This is a genomic window from Nonomuraea rosea (assembly GCF_039539705.1).
Lineage (GTDB): Bacteria > Actinomycetota > Actinomycetes > Streptosporangiales > Streptosporangiaceae > Nonomuraea > Nonomuraea rosea.
Genome location: NZ_BAABDQ010000039.1, coordinates 12,774 through 28,352, shown reverse-complemented (window position 1 = coordinate 28,352; position 15,579 = coordinate 12,774). Strand labels below are relative to the sequence as shown.

Genomic DNA, 15,579 nt, shown 5'->3' with positions numbered 1-15,579 from the left:
GCGTCTCGCGGAGGCGAGGCTCGCGGAGGGAGTACCGGGTGCAGCTGGTCAACACGTTCGACATCCCGGCGCCCCTGGCCGCGGCCTGGCCGCTGATGACCGACATCGAGCGGTTGGTGTCCTGCATCCCTGGCGCCGAGCTCGACGGCCATGAAGGCGACGTCTACCGGGGTCACGTCAGCGTCCGGGTCGGACCGGTGAACCTGCGCTTCGCCGGCGCGGCCGAGGTCGCCGGCGTCGACCCCGGCACGCACACGCTGGCGATACGGGCATCAGCGAGAGAACATCGGGGCCAAGGCGCGCTGACAGCCGTGGTCACGGTGACACTGGCGGCCGCTGCCGAAGAACGCACCACCGTCGACGTCCGCACCGACGTCGATCTCACCGGCAAGGTCGCCCAGTACGGCGCGGGCATGATCGAGAAGATCAGCGGCCGGATCGTACGGCAGTTCGCCGGCCGGCTGGAGCAGCAGTTCGCCGCCGTGATGACCGGCGCCCCGCCGGCGGTGCCGCGACAGGTCAGCGCCGGGCACGACCGGCCGGCGATCAATCGGGGGGCTGTGCTGGCACCCTTGGCCAGTGCCGCGCTGGGCGCCTTCCTGCTCGGGTTCGCCTGCCGGCGCGCGTTGGACCAGCAGGCCCTGCGCGCGGCTCGGAGCTAGGCCGTCACATGGGCGGCCAGATCCAGCTCCACAGCCGCACCGCCGGGCAGCGAGGCGACGCCGAGCGCGGTCCTCGCCGCCTGCCGGGCGCCGTCCCGGGCCTGTTCGACCGTCACGCTCTCCCCCACGATGCCGGCGATACCCGGACCGGCGGGACTTCGGCCGGTCACGCCCGACACCCACAACGTGGTGCCGACCCGGCGGGTCGCAGCGTAGGCACCGCGCACGCCGAGCCCCGCGTGCAACTCCAGGCCGAGCTCGGCCAACACCTCCTGACTCCGCGGGCTGACGGTCACTTGCCGTCTCCCAGCAGGCTGCGCAGGTGCGCCACCGAATCGCCACGGTGCAAATTCAGCAGGCTCACGGTCTGGCTGATGTCATGGGCGAACGCGGCTTCGAGGATCGCCTGATGATCGTCGTTGACCGTCTCGGCGTTGAACCGATCGCCGAAGTAGAGCTGCCGGTAAGGGTCGGTGCTGTCCCAGAGCTGGCTCACAGTGCGCACCGCGCGATGCAGCCCGCTCGGCTCGAACAACTGGAAGTGAAACCGCCGGTTCTGCTCGTTCACCGTGGTCAGGTCAGAGTCGGCGGCGGCCTTGGCGATCTTGGCCATCGCGTCCTGCATCGTGGCGAGCTCAGCACGGCCCAGCCTCGGGATGCTGGCGCGGACCAGCCCCGTCTCAAGCCACTCGCGCATGTCGTAGATCTCGATGAGCTCGGCGATGGACAGCTGCGTGACACGGAACCCGTGGTGCGGCAGATAGGAGACGTGCCCTTCGCCCTCAAGCATCTTCAGCGCCTCGCGCACCGGCACTCGGCTCACATTGAACCGCTCCGCGATCTCGTCCTGCCGGATCGCGATGCCGGGCGCCAGCTCCCCGTTGATCACCATCTTACGCAGTTCGACCAGAACCGCCTGGTGCGCAGTGGTCGGCCGGACGTACACCGCCGCGCTGGAACGAACCGCGCCGCTTCCACCCTCGTCGCTCACATTAATAGTTTATACGAAACATTTTTCTGATCTTACGGAGTCACGCATGACCTCTCTTGTGATCGACAACATCGGCACGCTGGCCACCGGACAGCCCGGTGCCCCGGTGACGCGGGAGACCTCCGTGCTCATCGAAGACGGCGTCATCGCCGCCATCGGCGGCTCCCACCAGGCCAACCGCGTCCTCGACGCGGGCGGTCTCACGGTGATCCCCGGGCTCGTCGATGGGCACGTGCACCCGACCTTCGGTGAATGGACTCCCGCCCAGGATGCGATCGGCTGGATCCACAACTACCTGCATGGCGGCACCACGTCGATGGTGTCGGCGGGCGAGCTGCACATTCCCGGGCTGGCGTTCGACCAGCTCACCCCCGAGCTGGTGGTCAGCATCGCGATCGTGTCCAAGCACACCACCGGCCGGATGCGCCCGTCCGGGGTCAAGGTCTGCGCGGGCACTGCGCTGCTCGTGCCGGGCATGACCGAGCAGCACTTCGACCGGCTGGCCGCCGAGGGCGTCGACCAGTTGAAGTTCATCTTCTACGACTGGAACCGGCTGGGCGACGGTGAAGCGATCCGGTACGTCGCCTGGGCGCACGAGCGCGGGATGACCGTCAAGATGCACTCCGGCGGCGTTTCGCGCTCCGGGTCGAGCCGGGTGGCCGGCCACGAGATCGTGGCGGCGGTCGGCCCTGACATCGTCGGGCACATCTCCGGCGGGCCGATCCCGATGCGCGACGACGACATCCGTGCGGTGGTCCGCGAGACGACCGCGGCGCTGGAGGTGTGCAGTTCGATGAACTACCGCGCCACCCAGGTCGTGGTCGACGAACTCCGTGCCGGAGGCGGGCTGGACAGGCTCACGCTGGGGACCGACACGCCCGGCGGGACCGGCGTGATCCCGCGAGGCATGCTCCGCAACATCTGCTTCCTCGCGTCGGTCTGCGGAGTCGATCCCGCCGACGCGGTCGCCGCCGCCACCGGCGTCACCGCCGCGGCCCACCGGCTGGACACCGGTGTGCTGGCGCCCGGCCGGCCCGCCGACCTGGTCGTGCTCGGTCCGATCACCGGCTCCGACGCCGGCGACGCGCTGGAGTCGTTCGCGATGGGCGACCTTCCCGGTATCGCGGCGGTGCTCGTCGACGGCGAGGCCCTGGTATCCGGCCGAAGTGAGCAGACTCCCCCGCCACGGTCGGCTGTCCGGTGGCACTCTCATTAGGAAACCCGATGCCTCAGACTTCGCAGCTGCGAGCCGCGTTCGCCGCTCGTCTGTCCGATTTGTACGGCGCCGAGGTCCCGGCGTACACGACGCTGCTCGACGTGGCCGGCGAGATCAACCAGGAGAGGAGGTGCTGCGGCGTGATGCGTGGCCGCGCGCGGCGATGCGGTCGTCGCGCGCAGAGTGACCCGCCGGCCCCTCGAACGATACGTCGGCATCAGCGCCGCCCCCGGTCACCCCAGAGCCGACCTCGACGTCCTGACCGAACGCGAACGCGAGGTGCTGAGCCTCATCGCCCGCGGCCTGTCCAACACCGAGATCGCCGAGGACCTCTTCCTGGCCGAGGGCACCGTCAAAACCCGACCCGCCGGTTCCCCTTCAACTGCCCGATCTTCGGCGCCTTCGCCGACATCCCGTAGGCGGCCAGCTTCGTCAGCTTCACCGGAACGACCCCGCCCACATCCACGCGCCGGCACTGAACGCCCACACCGCCACCGACCGGTTCAACGCCTCCTTCATCCCCGTCCCGGACAACAGCGCCACTGCCGTGCGCATCCACTCCAACGGCGACACCTTCTTGCCGATCGGTACGACCATGGTCTCCAGCAGTTCCCGCCGCATCTCCACCGGTGTCTGCTGCACCAGATGCTCGTTGACCGCAGCCAACTGCTCCGCCCGCACGTTCGTGACCAGCGGCGCCAGCGTCGTGATCCCCGGCAGCAACACCCGGTTCTCGATCAGCCACACCACCGCCCGGTCGAACAGCTCCCGCCGCGAATCCCGCGTCTGCGCCGCCCGCGACGCCACGAACACCCGCAGCTCCGTCTCCGCCTCCGCCTCCGCGAACTCCCGCAACCCCAGCAGCCCGCGGATCTCCCGCGCGTGCTCATGCTGGGTCGGCAGCCGCTCCGCGTAGTGCTTGATACACGAAGGGTCCGCCACCCCGAGCTGCTCGGCGACGTAGTCGACCGCCACATGCGGGACATCGCCAACGGCGTCGGCCAGGAACGTGCCGAGCATCCGCGCCGTCCCCCACTGCAGACCCCAGCCGAGCCGGTTGTGCGGACCGCGCTTCTTCGCCACCTCCGCCAACGCGTCCGCGTCCAGATAGAAGAACTGCTCCAGATTCTCCGGCGACGGATCGGTCAAGAACCGCCGATAGCGGTCCCTCTGCTCCTCAGACAGGTACTGATACGACATGAACCGCGACGGCTCTACCAGCCGGTACGCCCAAACCGAGATCAACTAGTCCGCGATGCTTCGACCCGCAACCCCCTGACCTGCGGCGGGATGCTTATCGTTCAATTTCGGCTGGATAGTCCAAGACCCCAGGATTTCCCAGAGTTCAGGCGAACCGAAGGTTCTTCAGGCTGGCCGGCCTGCACCTGCGCGTCGGATCTGGGCTGCTGTCCGGCATCGACCTGGCCAGCGACGAACCTGGCACCAAGATGATGGTCTCCGTCCTGGCCGCTGTGCTGAAGTTCCAGCGTGACATGATCAGCGAGAACCCCCGCGAGGGCGTCACCGCCGCCGAGGCCGACGGCAAGACCCTCGGCCGCCCCGCCGCGCTCGACCAGAACAAGGCCGCCACTATCGTGGAGGCCTACCGGCAGGGCGCCGCTGTCAAAGCCCTGGCCCGCCAGCACCAGGTCGCCCCCAAAACCATCCGCCGCGTCCTAGAGACGCCGCCGGTGCCCGCACTCTGCCCCACCAATTCGAGGTCGCTTCGGTCGGCCCCGGCGAGCGGTCCAGTGCGACTGCGCCGGACCTGATCGTGATCCTCGATCTGCCCGGCCTCCTGGCCGACCACCTGCGCGCCGCCCGCGACGGCCCCGTCCGCCAAGCCCTCACCACCGGGCAGATCATCCGCCGTGGCCAGGGCCACTCGGTGCGCCTCGCGGCCCCGCTTGCCCTTCACCGCGCCGCCCTGGAGCAACGTGTCGCCCTCGTCGACGGCACCGGCCCGGCCGCGCGCAAGGCCTACCGGTTGTACTCCGCCCGCATCACAGCTGCTGAGGCTCCCCGAGCATGATCAACCTCGTTGAGAACTGCTGATCGGCTGATCAGAACCCTGCATCCGGCTCCCACCAGCCTAGATCAGCGCCGTTTGGGGCCAATGACAGCGTTCCTACCGGCATCCCGACAAAGCCCTACGGCTGACGACCATGGAGATATTCCTTTCGAGAGCGCATGGACAGGGGACTGCAGCGCGCCATTGCCGCCGAGGTTCGTCTACCGGGCGGCGGAGAGCAGGGACAGGGCCTTGGCCATCGCCGGGTCGCGGCCCTCGCGCAGGTTCTTCGCGGTCAGTGGCAGGTAGTGGTCGGGCGGCACGCCGATGCCGTTGATCAGTTCGCGGTTGGCGCCCACCTGGTAGGCCGCAGGCAGAGACAGCGTGCTGCCGTCGTCCAGCGTGAACATGCGGGCGGGTCCCGACACCATGCCCGACGTACGCGACCCGATCAGCGGACCGACTTCGAGATCCTTGACCGCGGCGGAGAAGGCGTCGCAGGCCGAGGCGCAGATGCCGTCGATAAGCACGGCCAGGGGCAGGCCGAGCAGCGGGACCGAGTCGTCGGTGCGGTTGGGGGTGCACGTGTCGTCGGGGGCGCAGTTGTAACTGTGAACCTTGCCATGGACGAAGCTGCTGAGCAGTTTGAGGACCTCGGCGGCCGAGCCGCCGTTGGTGCCGCGCAGGTCGAGGACGAGGCCGCGCAGCTCCTTGTCCTTGCGCAGTCCGGCGATGGCGGCCAGGACCTGGTCCGCGGTGCCGGGCTGGAAGTTGCTGAGTTTGATCGCGGCCACGTCGCCGTCGAGCCGGCGGGCCGCCACGGGCCGCGTCGTGGGCGTGAACACCTTCGGCCGCAGCGTCGTTTTCCTGACGCGGCCGGTGGAGGGGTCGAGCAGTGCCAGCCGCACCGGATCCGCCCGGTCATTGGAGTATGCGGGGTTGAGCAGATTCATGACGCCGCTGGACAGGACGCCGGCTGCGAAGACGGGCGCGCCGTTGACGGACTGCACGATCTCGCCTGGACGGATCCGGGCGGCGGCGGCAGGGCCGCCCTGCACGGCGTTGACGAACAACGGCGCCACCGCCTTCTGCGGTGCCCGGTAGGTGATCGAATAGCCGGGTGAGGTGGTGAAGCCGAGGCCGTAGACGTCGCCCGGCTTACCGGGCAGTTGCGGTCGGCGGCCCCACTGCGAGTGATTGTCGTGCAGGCCGCCCACCATGCCCTTGATCATCGCCCCGGCCACGGCTTGCCGCAGTGCGGCGTCGTCCGGCAAGGCGGCAACCACCCGCTCGTAGACGGCCGCGAACGCGTCCAGGTCGGTCGTGCGGTTCCCGGCCAGCGGCGGCATGATGGCGTCGGGCCGGTCGGCGCCGCGGCGGTTCAGCTCCTCGGTGAGCCCGGCGAGCCCGGCCGCGAGCACCGCCCGGTGGTCGAGCCGCTCGCGCCCGTAGAAGCCGGTGAAGATGCAGGCGTACGCCTGCTTGATGGTGCTCAGGCCGGTGGCGACGGGCCCGCCCGGCTTGGCGTCGCACACGGCCGCCTCGGTCCGGGAGGCTGCCTCGGTCCGGGCGGTCGCCACGGCGCAGGACGTCGCCAGTGTCAGGACGCCGGTGCAGGCCAGCGCGGTCAGGAGTGAACGCTTCACGTTGACGGGTTTCCCTCACTCGTGGACGCATGTCGCGGTCGATGGATGCCCCCAGTTGTCAGCTGGGGCAGAGCACGGTTTCGGCAGCCTTGTTCATCGCGTCGCCGACGGGCATGGCCTGCCGGTTGTCGATCTTCAACGTGGTGGACACCACGAACTGACGGCGGCCGTCCTCCGAGGTGTAGGTCACGGCCAGGAAGCCGGGGCCACTGCCCGCAGCCGCCGCGACCGTCCCGTCACACAGACCGGGCCGCGGCTGTCCCACCGCCTTCTGCAGGTCCGCCGGCAGCAACCGGCCCTGGTTGAACGCGCGGTAGAAGGCGCTGAGGTCGCCGGAGGTGGAGACGACCCCTCCGGCCGCGCCGCCGAGGCTCGCGTTCTGCCGGTCGACGTCGCGCGGCTCGCCCTTGGCGTCGGGGTAGTAGCCGTGCCCATGCGGGCCCTTGATCCCCTGAGGGGGCTTGGTGGTCAGATAGGTGTGCTTCATCCCAAGAGGTGCGAAAAGACGCCGGGTCAGCTCGGCGGCCAGGCTGCGGCCGGTTACCTTCTCGACGATCAGGCCGAGGAGGACGTAGTTGGTGTTGGAGTAGGCGAATCCCGCGCCCGGCTCCCCCGTGCGGGAAACCTTACGCGACGCCTTCACCAGATCGATCGGGGAGTAGTCGGTCGTGAAGTCGAAGGCGTCGTCGAACTTCCCCGAAGCGAAGAAGTCGGGGATGCCGGAACTGTGGCGGATCAGCTGCTGGACGGTGATCTCGCCGGCCCGCTCGACCAGATCCTCCTGCGCCACCTGCGGCAGAACGGGTGAGGAATGCGGCGAAGTCACGGATCAGGCGGGCAAAGGCGGTCAGTTCGGGACAGGCAGCGGTGAGTTCCTGCACCAGCTGGGTGTCGCTGTCGCGTAGCCGGTCGGGATAGGTGAGCAGGAGACGGGCCAAGCGGTTCTGGGGCGTGGCTCTCGTGACGCTGTGTGAGGGGTGGGCCGGAATATGCCAGAAACCTGCCGGGAGGGTCAGTCTCCAGCACCGTGGCCAGGACAGGTGATCCGATAACGCTGCCGCGAGGACGGGGTTCGTGACGGACCTTGTGATCCATCGCCGCATTTCAGAGGCATTTCCGCGCTGTTCTGCCAGCGGTGAACTCTGCCAGCGGTGAACACCGGCCCGACCGGGCTCGACGATCACTACAGTCCAGTCTCATGACGACAGTGAGAACCCGCACGGTCGAGTACCCGGCCGACGGCCTGATGATGATCGGGCACCTTGCGCTGCCCTCCGGCGCCGGGCGCCGCCCCGCGGTGTTGCTCGGACCAGAGGGCCCAGGGCTCAGCGACGTCGAGCGCCGCCGAGCCGATGCGCTCGCCGAGCTGGGATACGTGGCGCTGGCCTTCGACCTCCACGGCGGGCGCTTGCTCACCGACCCCGAGGAGATGCTGGCCCGTTGTATGCCGCTGCTCGCCGACCCCGACCGGATGCGGGGCATCGGCCACGCGGCGCTTGACGTGCTGCGCGCCGAACCGCGGACCGATCCCGACCGGATCGCCGCCGTCGGCTACGGCACCGGGGGCGCCATCGGCCTGGAACTCGGGCGTGACGGCGTCGACCTCCGGGCGATCGGGACAGTCAACGCACTGACCACGGGCCGACCGGGCGAGGCGGCGCGCATTCGCTGTCCGGTGTGGGCCGGGGTCGGGTCGGAAGACCCGATCATGCCGCCTGCGCAGCGGGACGCGTTCACCGCCGAGATGCAGGCTGCGGGCGTCGACTGGCGCCTCGTGGTCTACGGCGGCGCCTTGCACGCCTTCCACCACCCGCCGGTCGACCACACCGTCGTCCCCGGCGTCGGCTACCACCCACGGCACGCGCAGCGAGCCTGGCGCGACGTCGTCGACCTGCTCGCTGAGTGCCTGCCCGTAACGGAGTGATCCGGTCGGCAACCCCGATTCCGGGCCGCGAAGCAGGCGACCACACCACGATCAGATGGACTTGTCTGCCTCGCGGTGGTCCAGACCCTGCTCGGTCACCACTCCGAGGCCCGCTGGCGGCGCTTCGCTCGCACCTGTCCGGTATGTTCCGTACCTGCCGCAGCAGTCGGGCTACAAACAAGCGGTTGCGCGCAGCGTTGCCACTGATCAAGCAAGTGATCCGGAACTCGCCATCGGCAGCGACTTCTGCTTCGACAAACCACTGGATCACCGACTCCACGCCGATACCCTGCGGATGTCCCCTCCGACCGTGCAGCGCTCGAACCTGGTCGGCTGAGCCGGCTACAGCTACTGCGCCTTCACATATCGTCGGAGACCGCCTCGAGATTGCCGACGTGAGGTGGGGCTTGGCCGGCGCCGAGGCTGTCCTCAAACCTCCGGGCACTGATCGCAAACGGCCGCCTGGACGCCTGCTGGGACTTCCCTCTCGCTCACGAACGCCGCCGTGTCCGCCGCACCCGCTACCAGGACGGATACGCCCTCACAGCCTGACCAGCGTGTCCACTTAGGAACGCGCCGGCTCGGCGGCACCGCAGAGGCCTCACGGCGTCAGACGGGTGTGGGGTTCGCCATCACGTTGTCGCCGGGCGGGGTGTCGGCCGAGGGTGCCGCGAGTTGGTGTTCGACGACTTCGGCCAGGTTGGTGTCCAGGTCCGGCCCGTAGAGGTCTTCGGCGAGGTTGAGGTGCCGTCGCATCGCCTCGCGCGCGCCGTCGGGATCGCGATCGAGGATGTGTTCCAGGATCACGGTGTGCAGGGGTTCGCCGGCGGCGCGCACCTCGCGGTCGCTGAGGCTGCGCAGCATCAGACCGTAGGCGAGGTCCTGGATCGCGGTGAACATCATGTGGATGACCGGGTTGGCGGAGGCCCTGGCGATGGTCTCGTGGAAGGTGAGGTCCACGCGTGCCCTGGCGTGCAGGTTGCCCGGCTGGGCGAAGAGCTGGTGGATCCGCAGGAGGTCGGTCCGGTCCTGTTTGGTCGCGTTGGTCGCGGCCAGGCCGGCGGCCTCGGTCTCCAGCATGACGCGGGCGCGCATGAGTTGCCGGGCGGTGACGCCCGCCGCGCGGGCCGCGAGGTTCATCGGCCGCATCAGGTTCTCTGCGGTGTAGTGGCGGACGAAGCTGCCGCGTTTCGGCGAGACCTCGACGAGCCCGCGTTCCTGCAGGGCCTTGAGCGCTTCGCGGATGACGGGGCGGCTGACGATGAACTCGGTGGCCAGGTCGCGTTCGGACGGCAGGCGGACGCCGGGGGCCCAGCCTCCGGTCAGGATCCGGTTCTCGAGGACGGCGATGAGCGTACTGAGGTTCGTCGTCGACGGTGTTTTCCCGCGTTCAGCGGTCATGCCGACCACGGTAGCGGCCGGCCGTCGGCGGCGAGTTCGATGCCGTGCCAGCACGCCCGCCCATCAGGGCCGAAGAGGTGGAGATCGGTGAGCGGCACCTGGAAGGTCGCGTGTTCTCCGTCGCGCGGTCCGGTGCGGGGCGGGAGGCGGGCGACGATGGCCCGTCCGGTGCTGTCGCGCAGGTGGAGGATGCTTTCGTTGCCGAGGTTCTCCCGGTACGACACGGTCGCCGCCAGCGGATAGGCGGACGTCCCGTCGCCGGCGCGCAGGTGGACCGACTCGGGCCGGAAGCCGATCTGCACCGACTCCGGCAGGTCCGCCGGCAGACCCTCGCGCGGCAGCCGCCAGTTCAGCTCACCGCTGGCCAGCTCCACTTCCCCGTCGGACGGGCGCACGGTGGCGTCGAGCAGGTTCATCCGGGGGCTACCGAGGAACGTGGCGACGAACACGGTGGCCGGCCGCTCGTAGATCTCGGTCGGGGTGCCGATCTGCGCGAACTCGCCCTCGTTGAGCACCGCGACACGGTGTCCCATGGTCATGGCCTCGACCTGGTCGTGTGTCACGTACAGGACCGTGCCCTTGGTGCGGCGGTGGAACTCGATGAGCTCCGCGCGCATCTGCACGCGCAACGCGGCGTCCAGGTTCATGGGTGGCGACGCTGGGAGTGGCGGGCTGGCGCTCCTTCTACAGCGCTTCGGCTTCTGAGGTCTTGGACCTGCTCGACTTCACCCGGCTGCGGCGCCGCAGCCTGCTCAAGAGTCTCCTGGAGATCGGCACTGTGACCGTCGCCCTCCCCACGACGCTCCTTGACCTGCCTGATCGGGCAGGCCCCCTGACCCTCAAAGCGATGCCAGACGGACCGCGGCCTGCGCCGCTGGCGCTCTACGCCGGCCAGACACACCTGGTCACCGTCGCCGCCCAAGATCAAGCTGACCTTGCCGCGATTCTCGACACCGGGCTAGGCATCCTCATCGAACTCGACGAACGATCCGACCCTCCCAGCGTGCTCATCAGCCTTCCCTTCGACGTCCCGGGCACGTCCGAGCTGTAGCAGCCTGCGCCTTTCAGGCGCGCCCGTCACCCGGAATCCGGGAAAGCTGGCACGAGTAAGGATCGATCTTCTGCGTGGCCGGGCGGCGCGGCTCTGCAGTGGCGAGCGCGAGCTGTTCGAGTCGCCTGTAACCGGTAGCAATCACGGAAATCCAACGGATATGCGCGTCCGACACCGCGAACTGAACGGTTCTCGTGGTGAGGGGTTCTTCAGCCAGGATGAACCCGGGGGCGATGCCCGGTGCTGGAGGACGGTACGGCCGGATTTCGGCGAAGACGCAGAACGTTATCTATTGTTACTCTTGGTAGTCAGACGTGTTCGTCAAGTAAGGTTGGCGCGTACTTGCCTCACAGATATCCAGGGGTTCTCAGGCATGTCAGGCATGTCAGGTGCGTTGCCTCGCTACTACCGCCCTGAGCGCGCGGTGGGCGCCGATGAGTCGGTGTGGTGGGTGGTGGTGGATGAGGACTTCGGGTTGCATGTCGAGGCGTGCGCGTACCTGGCGGGGGTGCGCGCGGCGAGCCGGGCGTTCAACACCGAGAAGACGTACGCGGGCCGGATCGCCTTGTACTTGTCGTACTGCCCCAGACCACGACGGCCTGCCGGACGATCGCGAGGTTCGTGGCCGACGCCCATTCGCTGGCTCGCGAGGCGGCGGATCCGGAGGCCGCGGTGGACGAGATCTTCCAGATGATCGAGGCGGCCTGGGAGGCCGCGGACCGATCCCGCTGAGACCGCCCGCCCGGATCAGCGCCGACCACTCCCCCCGCGGCCGACGAGCGCAGGACGCCGACACCACACGGTGCTTCCGGCGTACTGCGTGCCGCACATGAGGGCCGCGCCCGGCGATCTGTCGGCGCGCTGCCGTATCGTACGCGTCCATGATCGGCTTACCTCGGCCCCTCACTCTCGGGCTCGCGGCTGTGCTGCTGCTGGGCTGCCTCACCTCCGACGCGCTGCTCGAAGACGAGGGCTTCTTCTGCGGTTTTGTGGGCGACTCGATGTCCTGCGGCTCCCCCGAGCGTGACGCCGCCATCGCGGCCGCCATGCTCACGCCCGCCGAGGCCCGCTCCATCGGCTGCCCGCCGCTCTAGGTGGGACAGCAGCAGGAGCCGGAGTCCGGCCAGGAGCCGCCGATCCCCGAGCCGGCCGGCTTCGCCGTCCGCACCCCCGACCCGGCGCTCACCGCCCGCGTCGGCGCGGCGTGGGACCGCGTCGAACGCTGGCTCGGCGCGCACGCCTCTGCCACCCTGCGCAAGCTGTGCCTCGGCGCCGAGCCGGAGCGCCTGGCCCAGTGGGAGCACTACGCGGGGAGCCGCCTGCCCGACGACCTGTACGCCTCCTACCTGCGCTATGACGGCGCGGACGGCAACCTGGGCGACGGCTTCCGGCTCCCCGGCGGGTACGGCCTGCTGGGGGTCAACGAGATCGACTACATCACCACCGGCAATTGCCAGAACCTCGTCATGGCCGGTGACCTGGCAGACGCCGACCCCGAGCACGGCACCTGGCACGGCACGCTGCTGCCGACCGGCAGCGACGCCTCAGGACATGAGCTGTTCGTCGAGCCCAGCATCGGCCGGGTGGGCGAGGCCGCCTTCGGCGAACAGCTCCGCTACGACGGCCCGATGGGCTTCACCTCCCACGCGGCGATGCTGGAGCCGCTGGCAGCCGCGCTGGAGGGCGGTGCGGGGATGGGCGGCTCGTACCCGACGGTGACCGGGAGCTGCGAGCTGCGCTGGGCCGCGAAGCCCGCCCCGCTGCCGGGCGGGTGCGCGGGCGGACCGCGTCCGACGCCGAGAGCCTGCGCCCGCCTGCCACGTCGCTCGCGATCGCGCGGGCGGAGGCCGCCATGGGCGCCCGCTTCCCCGACGACCTGCGGGCCTCCCTGCTGCGCCACGACGGGGCGAGCGACTGGGGCTTCTCCTTCCCGCCGATCTACACCCCCATGTCGGTACGCGGCATGCAGCGCGACTGGCAGCTCACCTGCGACATCACCCTCGACGACCCGGAGCTGAGCCCGTACTGGTGGCACGGCCGCCTGATCCCCTTCGGCTACGACCTCACCGGCGGCAACCTGTTCATCGACCCGGACACCGGCCGCACCGGCAGCTTCCACAACGAGGATGGCCTGCGCATGCAGGGCGGCGACGTCTGGCCCTCCTACCTGACCCTGCTCAAGGTCACCGCCCGCGCCCTGGAACGGGGCGAGCCGGTGCGCGGCTGGCATCCCGGCGTGGAAAAAGGCCGCCTCGACTGGCGTTTCAAGGACTAGACACCCGTCCCCGCCGTCCACCGCGACCGTGGCGGGAATCCGCCCTCGCAACTCCCAAGCCCTCACACGTGGCTGACCGGCTCGGGCCGTGTCCGGCCGGTTCGCCGCGGATCACGATCGAGAACAAGCTTCGCCTCGCTCCGCATCCTGATCGCGGGTGTTGCCCGGGCTCTGGATCAGGGCGCGGAAGCCGGTCAGCAGGGCGTTGAGGCCGATTTCGAACTCGTCGTCGCCGCTGACCTCCGCGAGGGTGTCGGCGTGCTGGACGATCAGGGGGAAGGCGGCCGGGTCCCGGGAGCGGTAGAGCAGGCGCCGGTGACGGCTCTCTTTGGGATCCGAGGCGTCCAGGCCGAGGTTGAAGTGCACCGAGCCGATGACGAAGGTGGCCAGCGACGATGCGGCGGCGTACGCGAGCCGGGGGCTGAGGCCGGCGCCGATGAACAGGTCGAGGGAGTACTGCACCCCGGCCAGCGAGTTGGGGCCGAGCCGCTCGGTCCCGCGAAGGACCGAGGCCACGCCGGGGTGCCGGAGCAGGTGGTCGCGGAACAGGCGTGCGGACCACGCCGCCTTCCCGACCCAGTCCGCGTCGTCGGGCGGAGCCGAGCTCGCCACGCTGATCGCCCGGTCGATCAGCAGCGTCACCAGTTCCTCGCGGTTGCGTACGTGGCGGTAGAGGGACGCCTGCGTGCAGCCGAGCCCCTCGGCGATGTTGCGCATCGTCAGCGCGGCCACCCCGCGCGTGTCGAGCAGGGCCATGGCCGTGTCGAGAACGGCGTCGAGGGTCAGCGACCTGCGCCTCCGCCGCCGCGCGGGTTCGTTCTCCCGGGCGAGCCACCAGGCCGCGGTGCCTGGTTTCGGTTCCGCCGGCCGGTTCTTCCGCGGGTCCTCCGGCGACGGCTCGCCGGCCGCGCCTGTCGTCGGTTCGTGCACGGGACAAGGATAGGCGCTAAGCGAACATCGATCGCTTAACATAAGCTAACGGCGTTCGCATAACGGCGGGTCGAAGGGGAACACCATGCGCGCAGTGCGCAACACGGACCGGGGCATCCTCGTGACCTCGATCGACGAACCAGAAGCCCCCGGGGTACGCCTCACCATCGCCTCGACGGGCATCTGCGGGACCGATGTGAACTTCGCGGCCGGCGGCGTCCAGGGCTACACCTATGGTCACGAGTTCGCCGGCACCGCCGCCGACGGCCGGTGCTACGCCGTCGAGCCCACGGTGCACTGCGGTGAGTGCGACCAATGCCGCGCCGGCCATGTCCAGCGGTGCGTCGCCCCGGAGCACGGAACGCTCGGCATCTTCCGCGACGGAGGCATGTGCGATGCCGTGACGGTCCCCGAGAACATGCTCGTCCCGCTTCCGGCCGGCCTGGACGTACGCGACGCCTGCCTCATGGAGCCGGCGTCGGTGGCCTGGCACGGCGTTCGCAGGGCGGCGCTCACGCCCGGGGAGCGGGTGGCGGTCGTCGGCGGCGGCAGCATCGGACTGCTGGCGGCGGCCGCGGCCCGGCAGTGCGGCTACGACGTCGACATCGAGGTACGCCACAAGCACCAGAGGACGGCCGCGGAACGTCTCGGACTCGGCTCGGCGGAAGGCGTCTACGACGTTGTCATTGACGCCGCGGGCAGCGAGACCGGTCTCGCCCGGTGCGCCGAGCTGGCCCGTCCCGGCGGTCGCGTCGTGCTGCTGGGCGTGTACCAGCACACCGTTCCCATTCCGGGCATCGTCAGCCTGGTCAAGGAACTCACCTACGTCCACTCCATCGCCTACGGCCGCCACGACGGCATCCGCGACACCGAACAGGCCGCGGCGCTGCTCGCCGGCAACCCCGCGATCGCGCAGACGGTGATCACCCACCGCTTCCCCCTCGACGAGGCCGCGGAGGCGTTCCGCGTCGCCGGTGACCGGGCCTCCGGATCCATCAAGGTCGTCCTCACCCCGTGACGTCCCCCGGACCGGGTGTCTGCGTACGCCGGTCGCCCTGGTCGCGGGCGGGAAGGTCCGTGGGAGGAGATCGCCGCGCCCGCTGGGGTTGCCGCTGGCCTACGATCGGTTGCCTGATCCATCCTCGGTGCTGTTGGAGGTTGCGTGGCTGAGCTCGGGTTATCGGAGGCGATCGAGCAGATCCGCCAGGAGCTGCGGGAGGCGGTGGCCGCCGGCGCCGATGCGGACATCCAGTTTCCCGTCGGGAACGTGACGGTGGAGTTGCAGGTCGGGGTGAAGAAGACCGGCGAAGGCAGCGGCAAGGTCAAAGTGTGGGTGCTGGAGGCCGGCGCGGTCGGCAAGATCGAGCATGAACGGGTGCAGAAGGTGACCGTCGTGCTGGAGCCGCCCGTCGACCGTGACGGCAATCCGGTGAAGGTCTCCCGCCGCTCGTCCCACCTGCCGGGTTAGCCGG

The 15,579-nt window shown here is 69.7% G+C and carries 18 protein-coding genes and 1 pseudogene; 11 read left to right on the top strand and 8 right to left on the bottom strand.

The window, feature by feature from the left end:
• Nucleotides 1–38: 38 nt before the first annotated feature.
• Nucleotides 39–662, top strand: a complete 624-nt coding sequence (locus ABEA43_RS52210) for an SRPBCC family protein (protein ID WP_345573976.1) — start codon at nt 39–41, stop codon at nt 660–662.
• Here the strand turns inward: ABEA43_RS52210 and ABEA43_RS52205 are convergent.
• Nucleotides 659–958 (bottom strand): RidA family protein, encoded by a 300-nt coding sequence (locus ABEA43_RS52205; RefSeq protein WP_345573975.1) that lies wholly within the window; start codon nt 956–958, stop codon nt 659–661. The two genes, ABEA43_RS52210 and ABEA43_RS52205, sit on opposite strands and share 4 nt — an antisense overlap.
• Nucleotides 955–1,653 carry a GntR family transcriptional regulator gene (locus ABEA43_RS52200; RefSeq protein WP_345573973.1) on the bottom strand — a complete coding sequence of 233 codons (699 nt, stop codon included), beginning with the start codon at nt 1,651–1,653 and terminating at the stop codon, nt 955–957. Before ABEA43_RS52200 ends, ABEA43_RS52205 begins: the two co-directional genes overlap by 4 nt.
• Before the next feature lie 46 nt (nt 1,654–1,699).
• Between ABEA43_RS52200 and ABEA43_RS52195 the strand changes: the two genes are divergently transcribed.
• Together ABEA43_RS52195 and ABEA43_RS52190 are read left to right on the top strand one after the other, a co-directional pair.
• The gene (locus ABEA43_RS52195; protein ID WP_345573971.1) at nt 1,700–2,869 is read left to right on the top strand and encodes an amidohydrolase family protein; all 1,170 of its coding nucleotides are present in this window, start codon (nt 1,700–1,702) and stop codon (nt 2,867–2,869) included.
• Between the two features lie 147 nt (nt 2,870–3,016).
• Nucleotides 3,017–3,217: pseudogene (locus ABEA43_RS52190) on the top strand (helix-turn-helix domain-containing protein); the annotation flags it as partial.
• A gap of 90 nt (nt 3,218–3,307) precedes the next feature.
• Here the strand turns inward: ABEA43_RS52190 and ABEA43_RS52185 are convergent.
• Entirely contained in the window at nt 3,308–4,069 is a 762-nt protein-coding gene (locus ABEA43_RS52185) for a DUF4158 domain-containing protein (protein ID WP_345573969.1), read from the bottom strand.
• A gap of 248 nt (nt 4,070–4,317) precedes the next feature.
• On the opposite strand from ABEA43_RS52185, the gene ABEA43_RS52180 reads away from it, so the two are divergent.
• Entirely contained in the window at nt 4,318–4,641 is a 324-nt protein-coding gene (locus ABEA43_RS52180; protein ID WP_345573967.1) for a helix-turn-helix domain-containing protein, read from the top strand.
• 2 nt (nt 4,642–4,643) lie between these two features.
• Nucleotides 4,644–4,901: a hypothetical protein gene (locus ABEA43_RS52175; RefSeq protein ID WP_345573965.1), complete on the top strand. Its 258-nt coding sequence runs from the start codon at nt 4,644–4,646 to the stop codon at nt 4,899–4,901.
• Nucleotides 4,902–5,101: 200 nt separating this feature from the next.
• Here the strand turns inward: ABEA43_RS52175 and ABEA43_RS52170 are convergent, their stop codons facing one another.
• Both ABEA43_RS52170 and ABEA43_RS52165 read right to left on the bottom strand, forming a co-directional pair.
• A complete protein-coding gene (locus ABEA43_RS52170) occupies nt 5,102–6,526 on the bottom strand; it encodes a S41 family peptidase (protein ID WP_345573963.1) in 1,425 nt (474 codons plus the stop codon).
• A 58-nt stretch (nt 6,527–6,584) separates the two neighbouring features.
• Nucleotides 6,585–7,316, bottom strand: a complete 732-nt coding sequence (locus tag ABEA43_RS52165) for a serine hydrolase domain-containing protein (RefSeq protein ID WP_345573961.1) — start codon at nt 7,314–7,316, stop codon at nt 6,585–6,587.
• A gap of 408 nt (nt 7,317–7,724) precedes the next feature.
• Between ABEA43_RS52165 and ABEA43_RS52160 the strand changes: the two genes are divergently transcribed.
• On the top strand, nt 7,725–8,450 hold the full coding sequence (locus tag ABEA43_RS52160) for a dienelactone hydrolase family protein (protein WP_345573959.1): 726 nt from the start codon (nt 7,725–7,727) through the stop codon (nt 8,448–8,450).
• A 609-nt stretch (nt 8,451–9,059) separates the two neighbouring features.
• Here ABEA43_RS52160 and ABEA43_RS52155 read toward each other — a convergent pair.
• Both ABEA43_RS52155 and ABEA43_RS52150 read right to left on the bottom strand, forming a co-directional pair.
• Nucleotides 9,060–9,851, bottom strand: a complete 792-nt coding sequence (locus ABEA43_RS52155; RefSeq protein WP_345573957.1) for a FadR/GntR family transcriptional regulator — start codon at nt 9,849–9,851, stop codon at nt 9,060–9,062.
• Nucleotides 9,848–10,498 carry an ABC transporter ATP-binding protein gene (locus tag ABEA43_RS52150; protein WP_345573954.1) on the bottom strand — a complete coding sequence of 217 codons (651 nt, stop codon included), beginning with the start codon at nt 10,496–10,498 and terminating at the stop codon, nt 9,848–9,850. Before ABEA43_RS52150 ends, ABEA43_RS52155 begins: the two co-directional genes overlap by 4 nt.
• A gap of 62 nt (nt 10,499–10,560) precedes the next feature.
• Between ABEA43_RS52150 and ABEA43_RS52145 the strand changes: the two genes are divergently transcribed.
• The 3 genes from ABEA43_RS52145 to ABEA43_RS52135 all read left to right on the top strand — a co-directional run bounded on the left by ABEA43_RS52145 (nt 10,561) and on the right by ABEA43_RS52135 (nt 13,177).
• Nucleotides 10,561–10,902 carry a hypothetical protein gene (locus ABEA43_RS52145; RefSeq protein WP_345573952.1) on the top strand — a complete coding sequence of 114 codons (342 nt, stop codon included), beginning with the start codon at nt 10,561–10,563 and terminating at the stop codon, nt 10,900–10,902.
• An 881-nt stretch (nt 10,903–11,783) separates the two neighbouring features.
• The gene (locus ABEA43_RS52140) at nt 11,784–11,996 is read left to right on the top strand and encodes a hypothetical protein (protein ID WP_345573950.1); all 213 of its coding nucleotides are present in this window, start codon (nt 11,784–11,786) and stop codon (nt 11,994–11,996) included.
• Between the two features lie 758 nt (nt 11,997–12,754).
• Entirely contained in the window at nt 12,755–13,177 is a 423-nt protein-coding gene (locus ABEA43_RS52135; protein WP_345573948.1) for an SMI1/KNR4 family protein, read from the top strand.
• A 111-nt stretch (nt 13,178–13,288) separates the two neighbouring features.
• Here ABEA43_RS52135 and ABEA43_RS52130 read toward each other — a convergent pair whose 3' ends face one another.
• Nucleotides 13,289–14,107, bottom strand: a complete 819-nt coding sequence (locus tag ABEA43_RS52130; RefSeq protein ID WP_345573946.1) for a TetR/AcrR family transcriptional regulator — start codon at nt 14,105–14,107, stop codon at nt 13,289–13,291.
• An 85-nt stretch (nt 14,108–14,192) separates the two neighbouring features.
• Here ABEA43_RS52130 and ABEA43_RS52125 point away from each other — a divergent pair, with 85 nt between their 5' ends.
• Together ABEA43_RS52125 and ABEA43_RS52120 are read left to right on the top strand one after the other, a co-directional pair.
• Nucleotides 14,193–15,125 (top strand): zinc-dependent alcohol dehydrogenase, encoded by a 933-nt coding sequence (locus ABEA43_RS52125; protein ID WP_345573944.1) that lies wholly within the window; start codon nt 14,193–14,195, stop codon nt 15,123–15,125.
• 144 nt (nt 15,126–15,269) lie between these two features.
• The gene (locus ABEA43_RS52120) at nt 15,270–15,575 is read left to right on the top strand and encodes a trypco2 family protein (protein ID WP_138695610.1); all 306 of its coding nucleotides are present in this window, start codon (nt 15,270–15,272) and stop codon (nt 15,573–15,575) included.
• Nucleotides 15,576–15,579: the final 4 nt, after the last annotated feature.